Annotated in this window: 23 protein-coding genes and 1 other RNA gene; 10 read left to right on the forward strand and 14 right to left on the reverse strand. The window is 44.3% G+C overall.

What is annotated here, in order from left to right; genetic code table 11:
* The first annotated feature begins 280 nt into the window (after nucleotides 1-280).
* The 3 genes from EHO57_RS11785 (at nucleotide 281) to EHO57_RS11800 (ending at nucleotide 3,852) form a co-directional block, all read left to right on the forward strand.
* Complete coding sequence (locus EHO57_RS11785) at nucleotides 281-1,078, forward strand: hypothetical protein (RefSeq protein ID WP_135643349.1); 798 nt, start codon at nucleotides 281-283, stop codon at nucleotides 1,076-1,078.
* Between the two features lie 711 nt (nucleotides 1,079-1,789).
* The gene (locus EHO57_RS11795) at nucleotides 1,790-2,701 is read left to right on the forward strand and encodes an LLM class oxidoreductase (RefSeq protein WP_135643353.1); all 912 of its coding nucleotides are present in this window, start codon (nucleotides 1,790-1,792) and stop codon (nucleotides 2,699-2,701) included.
* Nucleotides 2,702-2,844: 143 nt separating this feature from the next.
* On the forward strand, nucleotides 2,845-3,852 hold the full coding sequence (locus EHO57_RS11800; RefSeq protein WP_135643355.1) for a patatin-like phospholipase family protein: 1,008 nt from the start codon (nucleotides 2,845-2,847) through the stop codon (nucleotides 3,850-3,852).
* 5 nt (nucleotides 3,853-3,857) lie between these two features.
* Here the strand turns inward: EHO57_RS11800 and EHO57_RS11805 are convergent, their stop codons facing one another.
* A complete protein-coding gene (locus EHO57_RS11805) occupies nucleotides 3,858-4,703 on the reverse strand; it encodes an RNA polymerase subunit sigma-70 (protein ID WP_135643357.1) in 846 nt (281 codons plus the stop codon).
* A 210-nt stretch (nucleotides 4,704-4,913) separates the two neighbouring features.
* Between EHO57_RS11805 and EHO57_RS11810 the strand changes: the two genes are divergently transcribed.
* Both EHO57_RS11810 and EHO57_RS11815 read left to right on the forward strand, forming a co-directional pair.
* Nucleotides 4,914-5,297 carry a hypothetical protein gene (locus EHO57_RS11810; RefSeq protein ID WP_135643359.1) on the forward strand — a complete coding sequence of 128 codons (384 nt, stop codon included), beginning with the start codon at nucleotides 4,914-4,916 and terminating at the stop codon, nucleotides 5,295-5,297.
* A 108-nt stretch (nucleotides 5,298-5,405) separates the two neighbouring features.
* Nucleotides 5,406-6,074 carry a hypothetical protein gene (locus EHO57_RS11815; protein ID WP_135643362.1) on the forward strand — a complete coding sequence of 223 codons (669 nt, stop codon included), beginning with the start codon at nucleotides 5,406-5,408 and terminating at the stop codon, nucleotides 6,072-6,074.
* 53 nt (nucleotides 6,075-6,127) lie between these two features.
* Here EHO57_RS11815 and EHO57_RS11820 read toward each other — a convergent pair whose 3' ends face one another.
* From EHO57_RS11820 to rnpB, 7 genes are all read right to left on the reverse strand, one after another.
* Nucleotides 6,128-6,697: a SelL-related redox protein gene (locus EHO57_RS11820; RefSeq protein WP_135643364.1), complete on the reverse strand. Its 570-nt coding sequence runs from the start codon at nucleotides 6,695-6,697 to the stop codon at nucleotides 6,128-6,130.
* Nucleotides 6,698-6,793: 96 nt separating this feature from the next.
* Entirely contained in the window at nucleotides 6,794-8,242 is a 1,449-nt protein-coding gene (locus EHO57_RS11825; RefSeq protein WP_135643366.1) for a carcinine hydrolase/isopenicillin-N N-acyltransferase family protein, read from the reverse strand.
* Nucleotides 8,243-8,290: 48 nt separating this feature from the next.
* Nucleotides 8,291-9,622: a PP2C family protein-serine/threonine phosphatase gene (locus tag EHO57_RS11830; RefSeq protein ID WP_135643368.1), complete on the reverse strand. Its 1,332-nt coding sequence runs from the start codon at nucleotides 9,620-9,622 to the stop codon at nucleotides 8,291-8,293.
* Entirely contained in the window at nucleotides 9,576-10,007 is a 432-nt protein-coding gene (locus EHO57_RS11835; RefSeq protein ID WP_135643370.1) for an acyl-CoA thioesterase, read from the reverse strand. The genes EHO57_RS11830 and EHO57_RS11835 overlap by 47 nt, the downstream gene beginning before the upstream one ends.
* A gap of 124 nt (nucleotides 10,008-10,131) precedes the next feature.
* Entirely contained in the window at nucleotides 10,132-10,710 is a 579-nt protein-coding gene (locus tag EHO57_RS11840) for a hypothetical protein (protein ID WP_135643372.1), read from the reverse strand.
* A gap of 61 nt (nucleotides 10,711-10,771) precedes the next feature.
* Nucleotides 10,772-11,347, reverse strand: coding sequence for a hypothetical protein (locus EHO57_RS11845; RefSeq protein WP_246050669.1), 576 nt, complete (start codon nucleotides 11,345-11,347; stop codon nucleotides 10,772-10,774).
* 168 nt (nucleotides 11,348-11,515) lie between these two features.
* An RNA gene (gene rnpB / locus EHO57_RS11850) (RNase P RNA component class A) lies at nucleotides 11,516-11,906 on the reverse strand.
* A gap of 280 nt (nucleotides 11,907-12,186) precedes the next feature.
* Between rnpB and EHO57_RS11855 the strand changes: the two genes are divergently transcribed.
* The 4 genes from EHO57_RS11855 to EHO57_RS11870 all read left to right on the forward strand — a co-directional run bounded on the left by EHO57_RS11855 (nucleotide 12,187) and on the right by EHO57_RS11870 (nucleotide 15,031).
* Complete coding sequence (locus EHO57_RS11855; protein WP_135643376.1) at nucleotides 12,187-12,882, forward strand: lysophospholipid acyltransferase family protein; 696 nt, start codon at nucleotides 12,187-12,189, stop codon at nucleotides 12,880-12,882.
* Nucleotides 12,883-13,106: 224 nt separating this feature from the next.
* Entirely contained in the window at nucleotides 13,107-13,568 is a 462-nt protein-coding gene (locus EHO57_RS11860) for a tetratricopeptide repeat protein (protein ID WP_135643378.1), read from the forward strand.
* A 243-nt stretch (nucleotides 13,569-13,811) separates the two neighbouring features.
* The gene (gene hpf / locus EHO57_RS11865) at nucleotides 13,812-14,099 is read left to right on the forward strand and encodes a ribosome hibernation-promoting factor, HPF/YfiA family (protein WP_020771476.1); all 288 of its coding nucleotides are present in this window, start codon (nucleotides 13,812-13,814) and stop codon (nucleotides 14,097-14,099) included.
* Nucleotides 14,099-15,031, forward strand: a complete 933-nt coding sequence (locus EHO57_RS11870; RefSeq protein WP_135643380.1) for a hypothetical protein — start codon at nucleotides 14,099-14,101, stop codon at nucleotides 15,029-15,031. Before hpf ends, EHO57_RS11870 begins: the two co-directional genes overlap by 1 nt.
* A 143-nt stretch (nucleotides 15,032-15,174) precedes the next feature.
* On the opposite strand, the gene EHO57_RS11875 is transcribed toward EHO57_RS11870, so the two are convergent.
* The 4 genes from EHO57_RS11875 to EHO57_RS11890 form a co-directional block, all read right to left on the reverse strand.
* Nucleotides 15,175-15,747, reverse strand: coding sequence for an LIMLP_12425 family protein (locus EHO57_RS11875; protein ID WP_135643382.1), 573 nt, complete (start codon nucleotides 15,745-15,747; stop codon nucleotides 15,175-15,177).
* 7 nt (nucleotides 15,748-15,754) lie between these two features.
* Nucleotides 15,755-16,357 (reverse strand): RNA polymerase sigma factor, encoded by a 603-nt coding sequence (locus EHO57_RS11880; protein ID WP_135643384.1) that lies wholly within the window; start codon nucleotides 16,355-16,357, stop codon nucleotides 15,755-15,757.
* Between the two features lie 149 nt (nucleotides 16,358-16,506).
* Nucleotides 16,507-16,860, reverse strand: coding sequence for a PilZ domain-containing protein (locus EHO57_RS11885; RefSeq protein ID WP_135643386.1), 354 nt, complete (start codon nucleotides 16,858-16,860; stop codon nucleotides 16,507-16,509).
* Nucleotides 16,861-16,917: 57 nt separating this feature from the next.
* Complete coding sequence (locus EHO57_RS11890) at nucleotides 16,918-18,378, reverse strand: MBOAT family O-acyltransferase (protein ID WP_135643389.1); 1,461 nt, start codon at nucleotides 18,376-18,378, stop codon at nucleotides 16,918-16,920.
* Nucleotides 18,379-18,610: 232 nt separating this feature from the next.
* Between EHO57_RS11890 and EHO57_RS11895 the strand changes: the two genes are divergently transcribed.
* The gene (locus EHO57_RS11895) at nucleotides 18,611-19,216 is read left to right on the forward strand and encodes a DUF3332 family protein (RefSeq protein ID WP_135643390.1); all 606 of its coding nucleotides are present in this window, start codon (nucleotides 18,611-18,613) and stop codon (nucleotides 19,214-19,216) included.
* Between the two features lie 53 nt (nucleotides 19,217-19,269).
* On the opposite strand, the gene EHO57_RS11900 is transcribed toward EHO57_RS11895, so the two are convergent.
* Both EHO57_RS11900 and EHO57_RS11905 read right to left on the reverse strand, forming a co-directional pair.
* Complete coding sequence (locus tag EHO57_RS11900) at nucleotides 19,270-19,728, reverse strand: DUF192 domain-containing protein (protein ID WP_135643393.1); 459 nt, start codon at nucleotides 19,726-19,728, stop codon at nucleotides 19,270-19,272.
* 6 nt (nucleotides 19,729-19,734) lie between these two features.
* The gene (locus tag EHO57_RS11905; RefSeq protein ID WP_135643395.1) at nucleotides 19,735-20,508 is read right to left on the reverse strand and encodes an enoyl-CoA hydratase/isomerase family protein; all 774 of its coding nucleotides are present in this window, start codon (nucleotides 20,506-20,508) and stop codon (nucleotides 19,735-19,737) included.
* Nucleotide 20,509: the final 1 nt, after the last annotated feature.

The following is a 20,509-nucleotide window of genomic DNA, read 5'->3' on the forward strand; positions in this document are numbered from 1 at the left end:
CAAAGGCCACTCTCTCCCGAGAAGCTCTCCTTCAGGCGTAAAGACCATATTAATTACGTCGCCCAACCCGTCAAACTCCTTTTGTATTATTTGATCCACTTTTTTTAACAATTTCTGCCCCTAACAGCAATAGAATTCGGACCCTTCTCCTTATAAATCGAAGCTGATCGGCGGTATTTGAATCATCCTGGGTCTTTCTTTTCATCCGTTTGTCTGAATTCTCAAGGCAAAATCCTATATTCAAAGTAAAGTCTAACAGCAAAAGGGCACGAAGAGAAGCATGCGCAAAATACATTATAAAACAATAATATATCTTCATCTCATTTCAATCGGCTTATTCGTAAACTGCTCTCCAGGTTCGGGAAACGGACCTTTACTTTTCCCAAATGGATTCGGATCTTCTTCTTCCTCTCATGATCAGATCAAAATCGTACATCCTCATGTAGTTAGCGGAAGCAATGAAGTAGTTTCTGGATATACAACCCTAGCCACGTATGCAGACGGAACGCAAGCAGATGTTACATCGAATACGAATTGGACAACGAGTCTTCCGTATACGATTGCCTCAGACGGCTCTCTTCATCTCGCTGATAGTAACACACCATTGAATAGCACAATCACAGGAACCGTAGACGGCGTGACGGATACGTTTCATCTTTCCGGATATTATGGTGCTCTTCTAAATTTTCAATCGAATGCTGATCCGGCAGATCAATCTACTTCCTGTCCGGTTGCGATTGGAACAAGTATCTATTTAAAAGATAATCAAGACTCAACATTTACTTGGACGGACTATTCCTATCAATGGAATCCTCATACAGCAACGGGTTATTGCGATCCTACCGATGCTACTTGTAGTTTATTAAAGATCATCATCCCTGGACATAATCTATCCAACGATCAAATTATCTTAGAAGATGCTACGATCTATATGGACTTCACTACAAATAACTTTACCGGTAGCGTAATCATAAATGGAACTCCCGCGTGGGTAGGAGTGAACAATCCTCCTTGCCGAGGGATTTACTCTATTACTGGCTTTATTATGGAACAAGATGATAATCCGATTCCACATTAATTCTGGTGCAAGCGGTTCGTCGCGGCAGAGATACGGAGGGCTTTAGTCCTGGCAAAGCCAGGATGAGCGCGGCTGCGCGAACCCGAAGTAGCTCGTTCTGAGCGAAGCGAAGAGCCGCCCAAGTCTTCCCCTTAAGATTTATAGAACCATAGAATTTCTGAGTGAAATTTAAATTTAGTTTCGCTTTTTAGATTGATAAATCTCGATATATCGATTTTCTATAAGTACGATGGATATTCTCAAAATAACAAAGGCGATCGGCAATGAGACCCGTTTGAATATTCTTGAATGGCTCAAAAGCCCGGAATCAAACTTTGGGCCCCAGGAAATCGGAGATTTTCAAAAGGATGGGGTTTGCGTAACTCTCATCCAAGAGAAGAGCGAATTAGGACAATCTACGGTATCCCATTATCTTTCGATCCTATTGGGAGCAAATCTCCTGAAAGCCAAACGAATCGGTCAATGGACTTTTTATAAGCGAAATGAAGAAACGATTCGAGCCTATCTGGAGTCCTTGAAACAAAAAATCAGATAGGAAGCCAGAGCATATTCGCGAGTAGTTCCGTTTGCAAAGACCGGATAAATCCCGTTCGGAAAACATTTTATTTGCGAACATATCGATTTTTCTAGATATCTAAATATAAGAATAGAGGATATAGGATGCTTACGGTAAAAATAAGTGATAAGGAAGAAAACAAGGGATACTCTTCCATGTTTCAGAAAGGAAAACTGACCTTAGGTGTTTTCTTTCCTATAGAATCTTTTGAAGGCGCAAAGCCTACGATGTCCAAACAGATCGAACTAGCGCAAAGGGCAGAACAAGGAGGCTTCTCCGCTTTATGGTTCCGAGATGTTCCTTTATTGGATCCTACTTTCGGTGATATAGGACAGGTTTTCGATCCTTTCGTGTATTTAGGATATATCGCCGCTCAAACAAATTCCATTGCGCTTGCGACTGGCTCGATCATCTTGCCGATCAGGCATCCGATCCATACAGCAAAGGCAGCCGCTTCAGTTGATCAACTCAGTCAGGGAAGATTGGTTTTAGGGATCGCTTCCGGAGACAGGCCAGTAGAGTATCCTCTTCTCGGTCTAAACTTTGAGAGAAGAGGAGAGATATTCAGGAAGCATTTAGGTGATTTTAGAAAGTATCTGGAAAATGAATTTCCGGAAATCCAAACGGAATACGGCACGATAAGAAGTGTCGATTTAGTACCAAAACCTTTTGCGAAAGGGATTCCCACTTTAGTTACTGGGTTCAGTCAGCAATCTCTCAAGTGGATCGCGGAAAACGCGGATGGCTGGATCTCCTATCCTAGACCACTCGATCAACAAATGAAGATCGTCTCAAGTTGGAGAGAAACCGTCGAAGAAGTTTGGGGAGAAAAATTTCTTCCCTTTGCACAGTCTTTATATATCGACTTGCAAAGCCAACCGGATGCCTCTCCTAAAAATATTCACCTTGGCTTTAGCTCCGGTAGAAAATTCCTTACCGAAGTTTTGATCATTCTGAAAGAGATAGGGGTCAATCATGTGGTATTAAATTTAAAATATGGGAGAAGACCTGCTTCGGAAGTCTTAGAAGAATTGATCCAATTTGTCCTCCCTGCACTCGGTCTATAGAGGATCTCCGCTTTAGCGAAGCAAGAATCACAACGAAATGTTGCAAAAAAGTATCGGTTTTCGGATGAAAAAGGAAATCTAATTTGGGATCTAGAATTTCAAGTTTCTTGCAAATAGAGAAGGCTCGAAAATTTTACCTATAGATGAGTTCGTATTTTTCTCCGGGAAAATCGGAGCAAAACCTTAACTTTCCAAGCCTGCCGAAAGCCAAAAAAGGCGCGAGAGCCTTGGTAGTTGCCGGTGGGGGAATGAAGGGTTCTTTCGCAGGCGGCGCATTGTATGCGATCAACCAGGCCGTCCCTTCTACTTTTTTTGATCTGATCTTAGGAGTATCTTCCGGTTCTTGTGCGGCCGCTTATTATACTACGGGTTATGAGACAAGCCACGAAGAAGGCTTGAGAACCCTGGATATCTGGCGAAAGGAACTGACCGGAAACCAATTGATCTCCTTCTTGAATCCGTTTCGTGGCAAAACCTTTCTAGACCAGGAATACTTGATCGATTATCTGTTTGGTACAAAGTATAGACTTCCTGCGGAGTATTTGGAGAAGAAGGAGACCTCCCCTTTCTATGTTGTGGTCACGAATCTGGCCAAGGCACGTGCCGAATACGTGAAAGCAACTGCGTCTAACGTATTGAATTTATTGAAGGCGGCAACTTCCCTTCCCATAGCTACCAGGGGAAAATGGAAATTGGATGGCCAATACTATGGGGACGGAGGGATTTCCGATCCGATCCCGGTAGAATCCGTCATCCAAGCCGGATACAAGGACATTACAGTTGTATTGAATAGTCCGGAAGACGAGTTATCGGACCCCATTCCGAGATTCCAAGGCTGGCTTTCCTATCCTTCCGATAAAAAGCTATCTCATATGATCACTCGCGTGCATCATACCATGTACAACAGAGCGGTTCATATAATCCAATCCCCTCCCAAAGGAGTGAAGATCCGGGTCATTTCACCGGATGAATCCGAACTCAGCATGGTAAGCACAAGTTCCAGATTGCTAAACCGCTCCGTGACTAAGGGAATGGAAGCCGGCCAAAGACTAGTAGCAAACCTTCTTGCGGAGGTGTCCGAGCTAAAGAACAAATCCAAACTTCTTAGGAAACTCTTTGTTCCTGTCATTCGTCCGGAAGGAAAGAAATAGAAAGATTAGGCAGCCGCTCTCCAACCCATACTTCTCCAGCGTTCCTTCTTCTTAAAATCCGTAACTGTGGAATAATATAAGGTGCGAACGGAATGTTGGCTCATTCCCAAATAATATGCAATTTTTCTAAAGCTCTTTTCTTCGGGAACCCCGGAATGTCGATCGGACCAATGTTTTCTGGCTCCATTCCATCTGGTCCTATTCTGCGATTCAGTATGATATAGGGATTGGAACAATCGTTTCAGTTGATCCTCAGCATTCCTCTTTCGGATCCTGCTCCTGATCTCTTCCTCCCGGTCCGAATCGAAGTACTGTCGGATCCCCAGTCCCAGCCAACTCAATCTCTGTTTAAATATCCTGCATTCCTTTAGATTCAGTCGTATCCTATGCTTCATCTTGATTACTAGAGAAGCCAGCGGATCCAATTGATCGAGTGTCTCTCTTACCAGAAGAGAGATCTCCTTAGCTTGCTCCAATATGTCTTGGGTAAAATCATACGTGCTCGCCTTTGGAAATCGATCCGTATAGAAATCGTCGGTGACGATCTCCATCTTAGCGCGGATCACATTCTTCTTTTTCTGGTTCAAGACCAAATGTTTAACGTATGTAGTTAAGAATGCCGGGAAATTCGTATAATTCCCTTCTTGGTATACTTTCATTATATGTTCCACATCATGAACCAATTTCAAAACAATATCAGCGCAAGAATCGTCGTCTAAACGGAATTTTCTCCTGGAGAGCGCCCAGGCCCAACCCCAAGCCTCCTTTAAGAAAAGATCAGGATCCCCATTTCTATAATAGAACTCCAGAGAGGAGATCAGCTTCTGGTCCCATTCCAAATTTGAATACATGCGTCGGATTTAAGAAGAAGGTTCTTCCTACACGAGTATTATAAAGTCGGAATGAGGCGCATTATATCCTGAATTCGGAATTAAAGCGTAATTATGATCTCTTTTCCTATATTCGAACGAAGTTGAAACCTAAAACCATATATGTAGGGTCTTAAGAATGAAATACGATCCGAGAGAGCCTTCTTTCCGGATCGATAAGAGGGGAATATTATGAATCTATTCATTAGATATTCGGCAATCGCATTGTTGTTTGCCGGATCCGTATGGGCGCAGCCTGCAGGAGGTCCTCCTCCGAGAGAAGACAAATGCCGCACGGAAAGGGAAACCTATTGTAAGGATATGAAACATGGTCCGGAACTCCATCGCTGCTTGGAAGATAATTCCTCCAAACTCTCTGCGACTTGCAAGGCTCACCTTGCGGAGATGAAAGACAGGCATGAAAAGTTCAAGGCAGCTTGTGCCGACGATGAGAGCAAGTATTGCAAGAACGTAGACAGGGGCCCGGCCCATATGAAATGCTTAAGAGAAAACGAAAGTAAACTCTCCGCCGCTTGCAAAGCCGCCCTCCCACCTCCTCCACCGGATCGCAGATAATCCGAACGTGTTAGAAAGGCCCTGCACGTTAGGGCCTTTTCTTCGCATATTTTCCATTGACGTCCAGTCTCTCCGGATTAAACAGACCTGGGAGCTATATTAGAAAAAATGCGCAGACTGCTATTCATTGGGATTATTTTATTTTCTTTCACTCATTGCCCGGCACCGAGTGTTCACGGAAAATTCATCATTACAGATCCATTAAATAAGAAACAGGCGATCTTGCCTGAAGATGTGATCATCTTTAGAGAATCCCTCCCGCCTGGTATAAAGGAATCGAAAGAATACTTCGAAGTTGAGAAGTCTTATAGCCAAAAGATAGAATTGATAGGAAAGATCGAGGTCTTTCTGGAAACGGGTTTAACCATGATGCCTGGGATCACCGTCAGACCTTATTTTATCAGTGAAGAAGATGAAGGTATCTTAGGGAAGTACTGCAGAAATAACGTCTTAATCGTTCTGCCTGTTCCTTTGATCAATGTGATCAATCCTCTCGGGTGGCCTTGCTTAGCTATGAGTAATTATGCAGGAAGATCCGGCGAGGCAGTGGCTTATCAGGACGCTGTCCGAGAAAAAGTGATCCGAGAGAAAGCCGCAGCTAACGGGGCCAATATCGTATTCATGCTCAAAGTTACGAAAGGACTGAAAGGCATAGTTTCGCAGGCATTGAATCAGGCAGGCTCACTTGCAGGGACCGCATCCATCATAAACAATATTGAGAACTGGGAGATCTATGGGATCCACGTCTTAGACAAGAGCTACTACCAAAGAAAATAGATCCTGGCGTTAAAGGCGCTTATCGTTAGCGCCTCTTTTCTTCAGAGAGTTGCTTACGCCGGCAAGATCCCAGTATCGTAATCGTCCACGGAAGAAGGGATCGGAGTGCAACCCGGCAGCTTGGTCCAATCAGGTTCATCCCCTATATGTCTATAGGTATGACTCCAAAGGATCCGATCTTTCAGGACCAAAAAGGCACCTGGCATTCTCAAGATATTTCGTCCTTGGACTCCGTAAAAATTCCCTTTGGTAAGAGCTCTGACCGCGCTTACCCAAACCTCCGGTCCCGCTAATTCGATCAAATTTCCTTCCGAAATTTTCAAATATTCGTAAAGACCTGCGTCCGGATCGGAGATGGCGCTTGCCTCCGGCCAGAATCTTGAAAAAAATTCTTCTCCTTCTCTTACAGAATCAGGATGAACGAACAATATAGGCGGGAAGGCAGAGACCCGAGAGCTGATCTGTCTAAGATCCTCCACAGTCTCTCTACAAAAAATACATCCTAAATGTCGGAGATAGATGAGTAAACTAGGCTTCTGAGGAATATTATCCCCCAAAACCGTTCCGATCAGCCTTCTGCCTTTGACCGGATATTCCAAGACTTCTTTCGGTAGAAATTTCATCTGAGTTGGAATCTATTCTTTAGACAGATCCAAAAATCCGTCTCCTTCCAATTTCGGGCCGTTTTCTTTTCCGATCCATCCAGACATTTTCCTTGTTCAAAAAAAAGCAGGCTTAAAGGGAAGATCCGATCCATCTAACACTCTGGAATTGATCCTGGCTTTTCGGTTCCAAACGGCCCAGCTTGCCCTGTAAATAGGAGAGACCCAAGCCGAAGGAAATAAATTCCCTTTCGCGGCCAATTCGCTAACCTGGTTCCTCCATTTGGAATAAAGCCTGGCTGCGTCCGTCAGAGCTTCCTCCGAGATCGTATCCAAGGAGCGATGCCTAGGTTGAGAAAGAGTCCATTCTACTTTTTGAATGTATTTTTCTTGGACTTCCTTTAACTCCGCGCTAAATATCGGAACTGCCTTTCGATAATTCCTAAGACAGAGTCTATACAATATTTCATGGTTCCACCAGAGAGAAGCGTCCGGAGTGGCTCCCGGTTGCACTACTTTTCCTTCTAAGGCAGCTTTGCCCGGAAGGGAAAATGGAATAAAAATCGAGATAGAAGGGATTGAAGTGCCCGTTGCCCAAAACTGGGAATAAGTAGGATCCGGATCCAATTCCGCCAGAAAAGAAGAAGTCGTCTGATTAGGAGAAAGAGGACCTCCTGCATGCAAACATACCGAACCCATTCCTGCGTCGCTCGGATTGAATCTTGGATCCTTGGAAGGAAATCCTCCTAAGGTTAGTTTCATAGGAGAACTGCCCTGACCGCTTCCTTCCAATCTAAGGATCTGCATTGCTTCCGGAATTCCCAAAGCGGAACCGAAGAATTCTCCCGCCTTAGAAGTGATCCCTCTGCGTATTTTACATTTACTGAATGTAGTGTAAAGGGAATCGGAGAAGATACCTTTGAACGAGAAATTCTCTCCTTTCCTTAACCATCCCTTGGCCCTAGCAAAATCGATCGCGCCCGAATGCAATCCGTCGTAATTCGATTCGAGTGTGAGTCCATTCGAAATGGAATAGAAACCATGGACCTTCTTCCAAGCCCAGAATTTGTCTGCGGTCTCTAACACGAAGGCATCCTTGGCATCCGCGATAATAAAACTATTATGATAGAAGAAATTTCGATTCGCGTATCCTCCGCACGCGTCCTGACCAAATCTTTCCAGATGTTCTATGATGCAATCTTTCGCTTCCGAAGCGGAATCGGATCTTTCCAAGGCGATCCTAAGTAAGTCCATTCCGGTCAATCCGTTGTTTTTCTTTTCGATCGGAATACGAGTAAAGACTGCTTCGTTCCCGATCGTCACTCCTTTAGAATTTGCTCCCATCTCCGCTCCCCAAAGATGAAAAGGACGAGAGATCAAAATTTCTTTGGACTTCTTTGCTTGGGGAATGTCCAGAAAACTGACACGAACAGAACTTTCTTTATGATTCTTTTCCGAAAGACGGACTAGGCATTGGGCCTCATTCGGTTCTCGATCCGAATTTTTACCGAAGATCATTCTCCCAGAAGAAGTAAGATCAGGAGTAGCAACGAATGTATCGCACATAGGCGGGAATGCTACCTTCTTTCCCCAGAAGAGCAAGAGGTTTTTATACTACAAAACTTCCAGAAGGAGCATGGTCATATCATCCTTAAGATGAGAACGATGCAGATTCAGAACGGACTTGCCCACGGATTCCAGGAACTCGTGTCCCGATTTGGAAGTATGATCCTGGAGTAATTTCACAAAAGAATCGTAGCCGAAAAACTCCTGATCCTCTCCATAAAACTCGAATAATCCGTCGGAAAAAAGAAGTACCTTATCTCCCGGAGACAATTCCACAGTATAATCACGATTGAATAATTTAGGCAGAGCGAGAAGCACTGTGCCCCTTCCTTCCAAAGTCTTCACAGAACCGTCGGAACGAATGATCACAGCAGGATGATGGCCGGCGTACGAATAGGTCAAGAGCCTCTTCTCACGATCCAATCTCATGTAAACAGCGGTGATAAAGAAACCGCCGATCATACCCATCAAGGATTCATGGATCAAAGTTAGACCCTTGGCAGGACTTTCCGCAATGGGAGCGTTCATCTTGAAGGCCATGACCGCCATAGAAGAGACCATGGCAGCGGAGATCCCATGACCCGCAGCATCCGCAAAGAAGAAGTCCAACTCGCCTTGCTTGGCCATATCCGTCTTAATAAGATCCCCACCTACACTTTCCAAAGGTTTAAAGTAAGAGGAGATCCTGAAATTACCGGATTCAGGGAACTCCAGATCCACCAAGCTCTTCTGAGTGGATTGGGCAAGCTCCAGCTCCTCCTCAATATTGGCCTGGAATTTTTCCAATTGCACATCCGCACGCAATAAGGTTTCGAAAGTCCTCATACGAAACCCGATTACCAAGACGGAAAGAACGGAAGAAGAGATGAGACCGAAATAGTACATACCCACTTCTATCCTAGGATTTTTCACATTTATTCCGACGAAGAAGGCGATCGCAATGAAGATGAGAAGTACAGGGATCAGGACCCTTCTGTTATTGATCGAAACTCCAGTACTGAAAACTACCAGGATCAAACCGAACAGATAACCCAGATACAAACCGTTCGCGTACAAAAGATAGAAGGAATGCACGCTCATGATCGCAAAATGGAACAGTAGGACAGGGTCCGTATACTGTTTAAAACTCTTTAATTTAAAACTTAAGACAAGGGAAATTAGGATGAGAATAACATGAGTAACGCGGATCCATCTGGGATCGTAAAGACCTACATTGGCAGGATCTCCGAATAGCAAACCAAATCCTGCGAAGAAAATAAAAAGGAACATCGCAAATCGAAACCGAGAAAGGGATTCCTCGGATAAGAATTGCTTTAAGCTCGCGACAGTTGGCTCACTCTGATTCGTAGGATAGTTGGAAAAATTGTTCCCTGTAGACATCTGGAATCGCCGCAGGTTTCCCCGTAGAAAAATTAAACCATAACAGCTCCGCTTTTCCAGTCAAGACGCATTCCCCGGCCTGATTCCACATAGAACAAACGACCGAAAAGGATCGATTCTTCACGGATTCCAATTTTATGGAAATATCAATCGTTTCCGGAAAACGCACCTGCTTTCTATAATCCATTTCCAAATGAGTGAGAACCGGACCGCCTTCCATAGGTTTCTGGGGAGATTCCCAAAGCCCCATATCGTCAAAGTACGAAGCCCTTGCCGTTTCAAAATATCTTGCATACACCACATTATTCACATGGCCGAACGCATCCATATCTCCCCAGGCTACTTTTTGCTGAACACTGTACGGGTATCTTTCCGGTTTAGACATACTGCTAGAAAAATCAAAGGGACGAATTCTGGAAAGGAAAGAATGGTCGCCCTATATTGATTTATTTTTATATAAAAGTAAAAAAGATCTCTCTGATTTGCCTCTGGAAAGATCCAAACCAAACTTAGGAATTTTTTAAAAACTTTTCGTATTTCCGAAATGCTTCTTCACTAAGGTCCGTTGAAACGTATTTTTTCAAATGCTCCAAAAATATTGCGAACCCTGCTAAATAAGAAGTGATTTCAATATGTTTCTTCAGTTCATATACACGAAATGATCCCTGTTGAAATTGAACTTTCGAAATACTTTTCCATTGGATCTCTTTTCTTTTTCGTGTAAGTCCATAGGAAACGATGGAATCTTTACCAAGAATGATTTCGTGATTTTTACAATAGAAAATTAAGAACAATGCCACGAACATTAAAGGAATGATTATATAAAACATCATCTGATTAGGTAAAATGAATTTGCCGTTCTGCTTAAATAAAGAGTAAGAATCTGCGAGCAAAATGATCGGAAGCGCAAAGAGTAGAATAATTGCAAGATACCAATACAACGTTGGCAATCTTAATACAATCTTTTCCCCAATCCGATTTGGTTTGGTTTGTTTCGCTAGAAAATATATGATATAAGTAACGATCCCGCCGATTATAAACGCGATCACTTCCTCCTGAATCTGTTCCCAAATTTTATCCCAATCCAAAAGAATCACTTCAACTGTTCCATCTTGCCGATATGTTTAATCCACGAACTTGTTGTGCATATCAGGGTTTCTTTAAGAACTGTTCGTAATCCTGAAACGCTTCTTCATATAGATCCGAGGCGATCGATTCTTCCAGAGTAGAAAGAAAGGCTTCAAATCCGGACAAAATAGTCACCACCTCAATCTCTTCTCGACCATCCGAAAGAAAAAACGCGGATCTTTCGAATCGAACAGATCTCACCTCGTCCCAAAAGATCCTCTTTTGCTTGCGGAAAACTCCTCTAGACAAGATGGCATCTTGCTCCAATACGATCTTATAATTCTTACAATAGAGAATGAGCAAGGTCCCTGCTAAAAATAAGATCAAAGAAACCAGATACACACTCAGATCAGGATAAGAAACGATCCCGTTCTTATGGAAACTAATATAAGCATCCCCTAAAAACACCATAGGAATGGTGGATAATAAAAAGAAGCCCGCAAATCTATAGAATACGGGAAGCCTCAAATAACGTTTCGTATTCTTTTGCTGCTGGTCTGTATGTTTAATAAAATATTCGAATGTATATGTAAGGCAAAATGCAAACGCAGACCCAAGTACCAAGACCAGGGCCGCTTCTCTTGTAAACCATTCCATATTCATAAAGTTCATATAATGCCAAGTGGAAGGCCTGACTATAGTCGCTCCGCTCCTGAAGGTGGATAAATCCTATCTGAAATAAAAAATATTGCCATGGAAGATCCACCTATAGTCGCTAGCGCTCCTGAAGGCGGGCAAATCAAACATATTTGAAACATCATAACTATGGAAAGCCCGCCTATAAGCCGGATTTTGTACTCTTGCGAGTGATGATCATTTATCTTGGTCTTTTAGTTGCCGAAAAGACTCTTTGCTCTCTACCCACGGCCCTGCAGAACCAACGATGGCCGCCTATTCGAGATTGCACCCGGGAGGGTTTACATTGCCCGCCTTTTTGCAAAAGCGGCGGTGGGCTCTTACCCCGCCATTTCACCCTTACTAGAGAACTAGCGGTATATTTTCTGCTGCACTTTCCATATCCAGTCTCTTACGATCCCGAACTCCGGGAATTACCCGGCCCCGCGGTTCTATGGTGTCCGGACTTTCCTCACAAACTCTCCGAATGAGGGGTAACCCGCTCGATCAGAAAAGAAAGCGCGACCATCCGGCAGACCTTCCAAAACGAGTTTAGGAGAAATCCATGCAAACGCTATTCATTTTCTTTCACTGGGCGACCCCTCGCGAACGACCCAAGCGAGTCCGAGATAGGCAGAAGCGTTTATGGAAGGCAACTCAAGTTCGCTCGGACCGGGCTCTACGCTCAATCAGCGAAGCGCCATAGCATGTCGCATCGCCGGATTTCCGCTGCGATCCCTGTCGCGAAAACGTAAAACAGAAACCGGCACTAGAGCGATCAATTTTGCAACTTACGCAAGAGATTGGTCTCTTATTCCATAATGTCATCCAAGAAAATACAAAAGCCTCATCCTGGAAGTTCGGAAAGAGCCAGAAAAGCGTTACGCTGGTTCGGAAGAATCTACGGATCCTTATTCTATAAGACGGAAGTCTATGGACTAGAGAATGTACCTAAAAACGGCAAAGTCCTCGTATTGTCCAAACACCAGAGAAACGACGATATTCCTTTAGGACTCTCCAAAGCACTATATCATAGAAGAATGGATATCTGGGCCATTATGAAAGATTCCTTGGCTTCTCCTATGTTTTTCGATTTTTTCCTTCGTTGTGGAGGGATCCCTCTCAACCGGAAAGAGCCCAGAAAGAGCAAAAACGATCTACTCTTCGCAAAGAAAGTACTCGGCGAAGGGAATATGCTCGTGATCTTTCCAGAACAAACCACAGTTCCTTATAAAATGGGAAAAGGCCGTCCCGGAGGATTTCGATTTATCGTCGGAAGACCGGAAGAACCTCTTCCTGTTCTATGCCTGGGACTGGAATATAAACCGAACGGATTTTTGCGAAGGACCAGCCTCATCGTTCGAGCAGGAAAGCTCAGATATTTAACGGCAGATATGGATCCCGAAGACTTCCTACATGATTGCATGCATGAAATTGCCGGCCTCACCAGCCTAAAATACCCCTTCGAACAGAGCAAAAAATCGACAGATCTCGAATTGGAAGAAGTTACCCTCTAAAAACCGAGGAAACTACTTTCCCTTAATACCCTCCTAACGGGGTGGAAGGAACTCCTTACACCCCTCCCTATATACAATCTCCCTTCTCTCGGCTAATATCTATGCCAAGAGGAGGCTCCTCAGAATTTTTTTCTGATTTCTGGATAAAAAATCGAAGAAGAATCCAAGAACTTGGCACGAGGCTTGCACTATTATATACAAAGCCCCGGCTGGGAGATAAAAAGATGAACAAATTAATTAAAATTGCCTTAGTTTTAAGCATCTCCACTGCAATTTATGCAGAATCCGATACTGCGTCGATCGAATCTTCGCTCACAAACTATACACCTGAATCGGAAATCCAGCTAGCAAATAAGCTAACCGCCTTGGGAAGCTTAAAACAAAAGACCCGGGACTATGAAGGTGCAATTGGTTTTTATGATCAGTCCTTAGCGGTCAGATCGAAAATGGGAGATAAAGAAAGCAAAGGATACGCTTTGGTACTTTACCTAAAATCGATCTCCGAGTTCCGCCTTGGTAAATCCTGCCAAGCAGTTGAGAACATTAAAGAAGTTATCCAAGTATACCAAAAGATTGGTGACCTAGACTCCGCTATGCACGCGGAAGAAGAAGGTCTGAAAAAATACCAGGAAGCATGCAGCCTGGCTTTCGCTAAACAGCCAAGCTTGACTCTGAACAAGGACTGAGAAACAGAACAGGAAATCATCCCATCTCTAGTTCTAACTTCCCTGGTCCGCCCCTCTCGGGGCGGGCGCTTTTTTTGATTTGACTCTAGTTTTTTCCATCCTAACCTTACAGGAAGTTCCTGGGTTGGGATGTATTTCCCTCCTTTTCCCGTCCAAAAGATCTGTTTCTATGTTATAATCAGGACCCCTTGTCGGTAGCCAGGATAAGCATAGGAAACCAAAGAAAGATAACGGAGGATTTGCATGAAAATCGTGTTTAATTGGAAGAATTTAGATCATTCCGGTACAGCAGAAGACTATGCCGGTAAGAAATTGGAAAGGGTTTCTAAATACATACAGAAACTGGTCTCCATGGAAATTTCCTTCGAGCAGGTTCACGGATTGATCAGCGCAAATCTAAACCTTGCGGCCGACGGAAGCAAATTCAACGCACAACACGAAGACAAAGACATTTATTCCTGCATAGACGGCTTAGAAGATAAGATCGTGAAGCAGGTCAGCAAGCATCACGATAAAAAAGCCGCTCATTGATGGACGAAGACCGAAAGTACGAAGACGCCATCAGATATTTATCAGAAGGAGAATTCGAACTTGCCAAGAAGGAGTTCGACTCCTTACTCGAAGCGGATCCCGAAAACCCCGAGTATGCCTCGGGGTTTTATATATCTTCTTTCTGGGACCACAGGATCGACAGGATCCATTTAACGAAAGAAGGAAGAGAAAGAACAGGCCTACTACTCGAGTTCCTAAAAGATTTCGAATCCGTATACAGACAAAAATCCTATCCGAAAGAACTCTCTTATCATTCTGCGATCAATTCCATCTTGCAGGAAACCACGGACCAAGTGCGGATCGCTCTTCGCAAAGAAGGAATACAATCCCTTTCTCCTGCCTTGATCGCTGAGCTTGCCTATCGTCTTCTTCTGGCGGAAGAAACGGATCTCGCCTCTGAGGTTTTACGGGATTCTTCGGGACTCGAAAAATTCTCTCCTGACCTACTCTTCTTCCGTGCAGAATGTGCGTATATCGGAGGCAATGTGTCTCAGGGACTTCTTCTGTATAGAGAGGCTTTCTTAAGGGAACCGGGAGCCATCCGCCTCGACTGTGTGCGCTCCGAACCCATTCTCTCCGGCATACAAACACTACGTTCCGAATTCAAGGATGAAGCGGAATTGAAAGAGGCATTGCCTGTACTTCTTTTAGAAAGAGGAGTATTCAAAGAGATCCGAAAAATGAGCGAAAAGGAATTGGAGCAGATCCGCTCGGAACTATTCCGTTTACGCGACTCTCTCGGCCTCAGAAAAGGAGGCACAGAGTTCAGGGTGAAATGCAGAATGATCCAACTCTGTTGCGCCCTTTTGGATTCCAGGACATCCATTCTGTATGGAGAAGTGGCGCAAGAAGCCAAACGTATCCTGGATTCCTTGGATCCGAGCCTGTATCATAAGCGTTTAAAGGTATAGACTCTTGCATAAAGCAAGACCTGAGTTTCTGATTCGCTCTTTTCTAAGTGATCCGCAATCGGTTATCGATATAAAATAAAAAAGCCCCGTTGAACGCGGGGCCTTTTCTTTCGAGCCTAGGATCTAAAATCTTCAGAAAGATCTTATTTGCTGGAAGAATCCAAAACCTGGCGGATCTCCTGAGCGGTCCTGTAATCTCCCTTTTCGATAAAATACTGTTCCAGGGAGGAAAGAGTTTTCTTTGCTTGGGGGTTTTTGGAGATTTCGGAGAGGTAAGGAGAATTGAGGTCGGCGTCTACTCTTGCGGAGGAAGGAAGGTCGATGAACTCCTTATCCGTTCCGAGGGACAGAGTTCCGGACCTTTCCGCGACGCTCGTCTCATTTGAGGAAGAGAAGCGTCCCACGGTGACCGCGAGAACGAGAACGGCGAGAGCCGCACTCAATGAATATTGGAAATTGCGATTCCATACAAAATTGCGGGAGAGTTTGGACCAAGCGGTCTCTTCTTCCACGCTAACGTCTTTGAGAAGGTTCTGAAGACGAATATCGAAATCGGAAGAAAGGCGGACGCTTTGCATTTCCTTGGATCTGAATTCGGAGACTGCGCGAACTAGAGAGTTTTCGAGTTTAACGTGATCCGCATCTTCCTTTTGGAAGAGTGCGCCGATCCCGAACTTTGCGCCTACACTTGGTTGTTTACTGACTTGTTTTTCCATACCTTACTTACCTAAAAAAGCCTTCGCCCTTCCCATCCTTCATGATGAGATGCTTCAGAAATTCCTTTGCCTTGAAGAGCCGGCTTTTAACTGTTCCGATATTGGTTCCGAGGATTTCCGCAATTTGCGAATAAGACATTTCCTCGAAATACCGGAGCTCGATGACCTCTTTATATATATCCTCGAGTTCGTTGATTTTGTTGATTAGATAGTTACTCTCGTCGGAAAGTTCTACTTTTTTTTCAAAGCTGATCCTATCATCCGTCACCTGGAACTCGGAATCGTCCATGGAGTTCTCCCTGGCTCTCTTTCTCTTGGCCAGAAGGTCCTTGGACTTGTTTACTACGATCCGGTACAGCCAGGTGTATACTCCGGATTCTGCCCGGAAATTCCGAATGGATCTATAACCTGAAATAAGGGCATCCTGGACTATGTCCTCGGCGTCGTCCCCGTCCTTGACCATGGAGACTGCCTTTCGATATAATCTTTCTCTATACGGCCCGGTTAGCTCTATATATGCCTTATCATCCCCTTCCTTGATCTGTTTTAGGAGTTGGATCTCTTTGTCTCGGACAGTTTGCTTGCGATGTGGGTTGTCAGTTTCTATCATTAGAACCCTTTAACGACATAGGATGGGGTTTTAGCGGTCTTTGCAATAAAAATAAGCTTTTGGAGCGTCCTTGCGGGAAGAGCCAAGAAAGGAGAATCGTATAAGCGAAGTGGCTTCCGCGAGCTCGCAAATGGAAAAAGAACAGTCGCTTAACCTTCGAGAGAAAGGTTGATCAAGATGAGGGATTCCGTGAGCTCGAGCGGATTCCGAAATCGGATCCCATAGAGAAACCTTTGCTTGGACTCGATCTTTTTCGGGATCTTCCAGACTACATCGCCGAGAAATTCCAATCGTTTTCCGGTCTTTCTTTCGATCACGGAACCCTCGACCACGATAGAATTGGCAAGATCTTCCCCGCTCATGAGAACGCAGATCCCGGACTCAGAGATATTCCCTAGCTTTCCTTCTAGAGTGATGAGTCCCGAATCCACTTGCACAATATATTCGTTGAAGTCCCTAGGATAGAATCTAGGACTCCTAGGCTTGTGGTCGAAATCGCTCATGAATTTTGGGGTTCAAGGTAGAATCGAAATCTATGAGTGTCCAGCCTTTTCCCTTTTTTAGAAATCAAAGTAGATGAAAGGGATCTCTCCGTCCGGACTGAGAATTGCGAAGACAAGCACGAGTATCGGGTAGAGGGAAAATTCCAACCAGACCGGTATACGGAACTGCTTTCCCTTCTCGAAGATCAGCCAACCCAGATAATGTCCGAGGATCACTGCGAGAATCGCAGGAACTCCCTGCTTCAACATATATGGTCTTAGGTCGCCTGCTTGGTAGGAATACATTCCGTGTATGAACTGGAAGGCCAGATCCAGGTTCGCCGCTCTAAAGATAACGCCAAACGTGATACAGACGATGCTCGCATAGAGGATCCGAGTGGGAGTCAGCACCTTCTCCCAGAAAGGGGAAACATGTAGATCCGGAAAGAATTGAGCCTTCCATTCTTTTAGCATAGACTCTATCATTAAGAATCCGCCTTGTATGGATCCCCAAACAAAGAAGGTCCAGTTGGCCCCATGCCAGATCCCCGCTACGAACATGGTAAACCATACATTGAATCTATGTCGGAATTTTCCGGCTCGATTCCCGCCTAAGGAGATATAGACGTAATCTCTCAGCCAAGAAGAAAGAGTGATATGCCACCTTCTCCAGTGCTCCGTAACGGATTGAGAGATATATGGCATCCTAAAGTTTTCGGGGAGCTCATAGCCGAGAAGAAGTGCCGTTGCATAGGCCATGTCCGTGTATCCGCTAAAATCGCAGTATACCTGCACCCAGAAAAGGAGTGCAGCCAGCCAGAGTGCCCCCGTTGAATACGCAGTCGGGTCCTGAAAGATCAGATCTGAAATGGGGGATATATTGTCGGAGAGTATAACCTTCTTAAAATATCCCAAGAGAAAATAACGTATCGCCTTTCGGAACGGGATATCTTCCAGCCTCTTCTCCGTTTGCAATTGGGGAAGAAAGCTTTTAGCGGTGACGATGGGTCCCGCCACTAATTGAGGGAAGAAGGAAACGAAGAGTGCAAATCGAATGAAATTCTTTTCGGAAGGGATGACTCCCCTGTACACATCGATCGTATAACTCAAACTCTGAAAAGTATAGAAGGAAACTCCCACAGGTAGCACTATCTTCAGGATAGGAAAGAGCCCCGGCATTCCCAAATACTGTAAAAGGGAATTCAGATTATGACTTAGAAAATCGTAATATTTAAAGAATCCTAAAATGAAGACTAGGTTCAATACGAGACTCGTCACAATCATCCATTTTTTAGCTCTTGGGCTCTTGGATTCATGGATCAGATCTGCGAGGACAAAATCGATAACAGTAGAGAGAAGAATGAGTCCGCCGAACTTCCAGTTCCAGCTCATGTAGAAGATATAGCTCATGAGCAGTAGGAAAATATGGACTGCTTTCTTGCGGGTCTCGTGGTTCGGAAAAAGGAAAGGTAATAGATACCAGTGAACTAAAAAGACAAAGGAGAAGAAGAGGAAGAATTCCAGTGTGGGAAAGATCAATTGTATGTTCCCTTGGGTACCGGTTTAAGATCAACCCGATCTTAAACCAATCTTTCCATCCAAAAATCCCGGGACTGTAACTAGGTCAAGGGATTCTCGTGCATCGATTTTCGCTCTTCTGTCAAGATTTTGGAAGCCTTGAGCGACTCAAAAAGGAATTCTCTTGCAAGTTTTTTTCCTTCTTATATTCGTAGTTTCGCATTCGATTCTTCGATAAGGAGTTCTTTTCTAAATGGCTAAAAATGTCCTAAAAAAAATCGTCCTCTCAGTGATGCTAGTCGGGATCACTTTCGGTTCCTTGGCAAATTGCTTCGGTAAATTCGCTCTAGTCAGAGTATTCTACAATGCGAATGATGGGATCAACGTAGGCGGCGGACTTCTCGCTAAGATCGTGAAAACTATCCTGTTCTATATTCCTTTCGGATTCCTAATGGCGATCGGTGGTTTTATCGATTTCCTTCTATTCAACCTGATCGAGTTCTGGTCCGGAAGCAACCCTGTAGGATTGAACGAATACGACCAAGAAGGCAAATTCGCTAAATCCTTCGAGAAAGAGGGAGAAAAACTGACTCTAATTTATTCAAACTTCGGAGCAAGATTGGACCTGACCGCAGTTTCTAAAGAAGGAAAGTCAGAGACCTTAACTGCATTCCGTGCTCAGCCGGGCAAATTCTTTGTAGAAAAAGAAGGGAAACTTTCCGAAGTCGCTGTGACTTCTCAAACTGTAGGATCCCAAGTAATCTTGAAATTGACCGAACAAGGTAAATTAAAATCTTCTAAAGTAGTAGAAGCTAAGACTCTTGAAGATCTAGAATTGAAAGCTGCAGGAACCCTTTAATTCCTGACGATTCGCCTCGGCATACGGGGCGAATCTTTCTTCATCCCGTCCCACTACTTTCCTACAAACCGACTTTCCACTTTTAAGACTGAGAATTTGCCAAGGTTATGCTTAGCAAACCAGCCCTTATTCGCCTCGACAGCGTACATCACTCTTTCGCTAGAATGATATAATGTCTTGGTCTGGTTCGGAAGCATCTCGAATGTGTCCGTCATTCTCTTGTCCTTGTTGAAATAACCGATGCTAAGAGGAATAAGAGTGTTCTTCATCCAAAAGGTAAGATGGTCTTCGCTCGGAAAGATGAATAGCATTCCTTCATTCTCTCCCAACTTCTTGCGGAACATGAGCCCTCTTTGTCTGCTCTCCTCCGTATTGGCAACTTCTACGAGCAAAGGATGTTCTCCCACATAGATCGTAGTCTTCTCCAAGTAGAGAGGAGAATTGTATTCTCCCCAACCTGCCCAAGGAAGAAGGAAACATCCAAATAAAAGAGAAAGCTTGAGGGACTTCATCTGAGTTTAGAATTTAGGAGGTCTTTTTTCCAAGAAGGCACCCATTCCTTCCTTGGATTCTGTTCCGGAGAATAAGTTTGAGAATTCTTTCTTCTCCAGCTCTTGGCCTTTGGAGAATTGGGTATCCAGTCCTTCTAAGATGACTCGTTTTGCGATTTGGACCGCTTTTGGTCCTTTTTTCAATATGGATCCCGCAATGGTCTTGGCTACTTCGAGAAGATCCTCTCCTTCTTTCACCAGTTTATTCAGTAGTCCGATACGATAGGCTTCTTCTGCGGAGATCATATCCCCCGTAAAGATAAGCTCTGCAGCTCTTCCGTATCCGACGAGCCTGGAAAGTCTTTGGGTGCCTCCGAATCCAGGGATAAGTCCTAGAGATACTTCAGGTAATCCTAATTTAGCTTTTTCTGATCCTACTCTGATATCGCAGGCGAGAGTGAGTTCCAATCCTCCTCCCAATGCAAATCCGTTCACTGCAGCAATGGAGATCAAACGGCTATTCTGGATCGTGTCAAAGGCTCCTTGGCCGAGAGATGCGAATTTCTCCGCTCCGTTTGCGTCCAGATCCTTCATCTTAGCGATGTCAGCGCCTGCCACGAATGCCTTTCCCTGTCCTGTGATAATGACGACTCTGATCTCGGCTTCCTTTTCCAAGTCTTGAAAAGAAGATCGAAGTTCAGTCAGGACCTCTTCGTTCAATGCGTTCAACGCGGAAGGCCTGTTGATCTCCAGTATTGCGATCGCACCTTCTTTTTTGATTTGTACCAATGATTCGCTCATT

Origin of the sequence: Leptospira langatensis, assembly GCF_004770615.1 — a bacterium.
Lineage (GTDB): Bacteria > Spirochaetota > Leptospiria > Leptospirales > Leptospiraceae > Leptospira_B > Leptospira_B langatensis.

Coding starts and splice junctions, on each gene's coding strand:
- EHO57_RS11795 (WP_135643353.1), top strand. CDS start 1,790: ATGTTTCAGAAAGGAAAACTGACCTTAGGTGTTTTCTTTCCTATAGAA.
- hpf (WP_020771476.1), top strand. CDS start 13,812: ATGAAAATCGTGTTTAATTGGAAGAATTTAGATCATTCCGGTACAGCA.
- EHO57_RS11855 (WP_135643376.1), top strand. CDS start 12,187: ATGTCATCCAAGAAAATACAAAAGCCTCATCCTGGAAGTTCGGAAAGA.
- EHO57_RS11860 (WP_135643378.1), top strand. CDS start 13,107: ATGAACAAATTAATTAAAATTGCCTTAGTTTTAAGCATCTCCACTGCA.
- EHO57_RS11825 (WP_135643366.1), bottom strand. CDS start 8,242: ATGTGCGATACATTCGTTGCTACTCCTGATCTTACTTCTTCTGGGAGA.
- EHO57_RS11820 (WP_135643364.1), bottom strand. CDS start 6,697: ATGAAATTTCTACCGAAAGAAGTCTTGGAATATCCGGTCAAAGGCAGA.
- EHO57_RS11810 (WP_135643359.1), top strand. CDS start 4,914: ATGAATCTATTCATTAGATATTCGGCAATCGCATTGTTGTTTGCCGGA.
- EHO57_RS11885 (WP_135643386.1), bottom strand. CDS start 16,860: ATGAGCGATTTCGACCACAAGCCTAGGAGTCCTAGATTCTATCCTAGG.
- EHO57_RS11845 (WP_246050669.1), bottom strand. CDS start 11,347: ATGGAATGGTTTACAAGAGAAGCGGCCCTGGTCTTGGTACTTGGGTCT.
- EHO57_RS11870 (WP_135643380.1), top strand. CDS start 14,099: ATGGACGAAGACCGAAAGTACGAAGACGCCATCAGATATTTATCAGAA.
- EHO57_RS11895 (WP_135643390.1), top strand. CDS start 18,611: ATGGCTAAAAATGTCCTAAAAAAAATCGTCCTCTCAGTGATGCTAGTC.
- EHO57_RS11815 (WP_135643362.1), top strand. CDS start 5,406: ATGCGCAGACTGCTATTCATTGGGATTATTTTATTTTCTTTCACTCAT.
- EHO57_RS11900 (WP_135643393.1), bottom strand. CDS start 19,728: ATGAAGTCCCTCAAGCTTTCTCTTTTATTTGGATGTTTCCTTCTTCCT.
- EHO57_RS11830 (WP_135643368.1), bottom strand. CDS start 9,622: ATGTCTACAGGGAACAATTTTTCCAACTATCCTACGAATCAGAGTGAG.
- EHO57_RS11785 (WP_135643349.1), top strand. CDS start 281: ATGCGCAAAATACATTATAAAACAATAATATATCTTCATCTCATTTCA.
- EHO57_RS11805 (WP_135643357.1), bottom strand. CDS start 4,703: ATGTATTCAAATTTGGAATGGGACCAGAAGCTGATCTCCTCTCTGGAG.
- EHO57_RS11800 (WP_135643355.1), top strand. CDS start 2,845: ATGAGTTCGTATTTTTCTCCGGGAAAATCGGAGCAAAACCTTAACTTT.
- EHO57_RS11905 (WP_135643395.1), bottom strand. CDS start 20,508: ATGAGCGAATCATTGGTACAAATCAAAAAAGAAGGTGCGATCGCAATA.
- EHO57_RS11875 (WP_135643382.1), bottom strand. CDS start 15,747: ATGGAAAAACAAGTCAGTAAACAACCAAGTGTAGGCGCAAAGTTCGGG.
- EHO57_RS11835 (WP_135643370.1), bottom strand. CDS start 10,007: ATGTCTAAACCGGAAAGATACCCGTACAGTGTTCAGCAAAAAGTAGCC.
- EHO57_RS11880 (WP_135643384.1), bottom strand. CDS start 16,357: ATGATAGAAACTGACAACCCACATCGCAAGCAAACTGTCCGAGACAAA.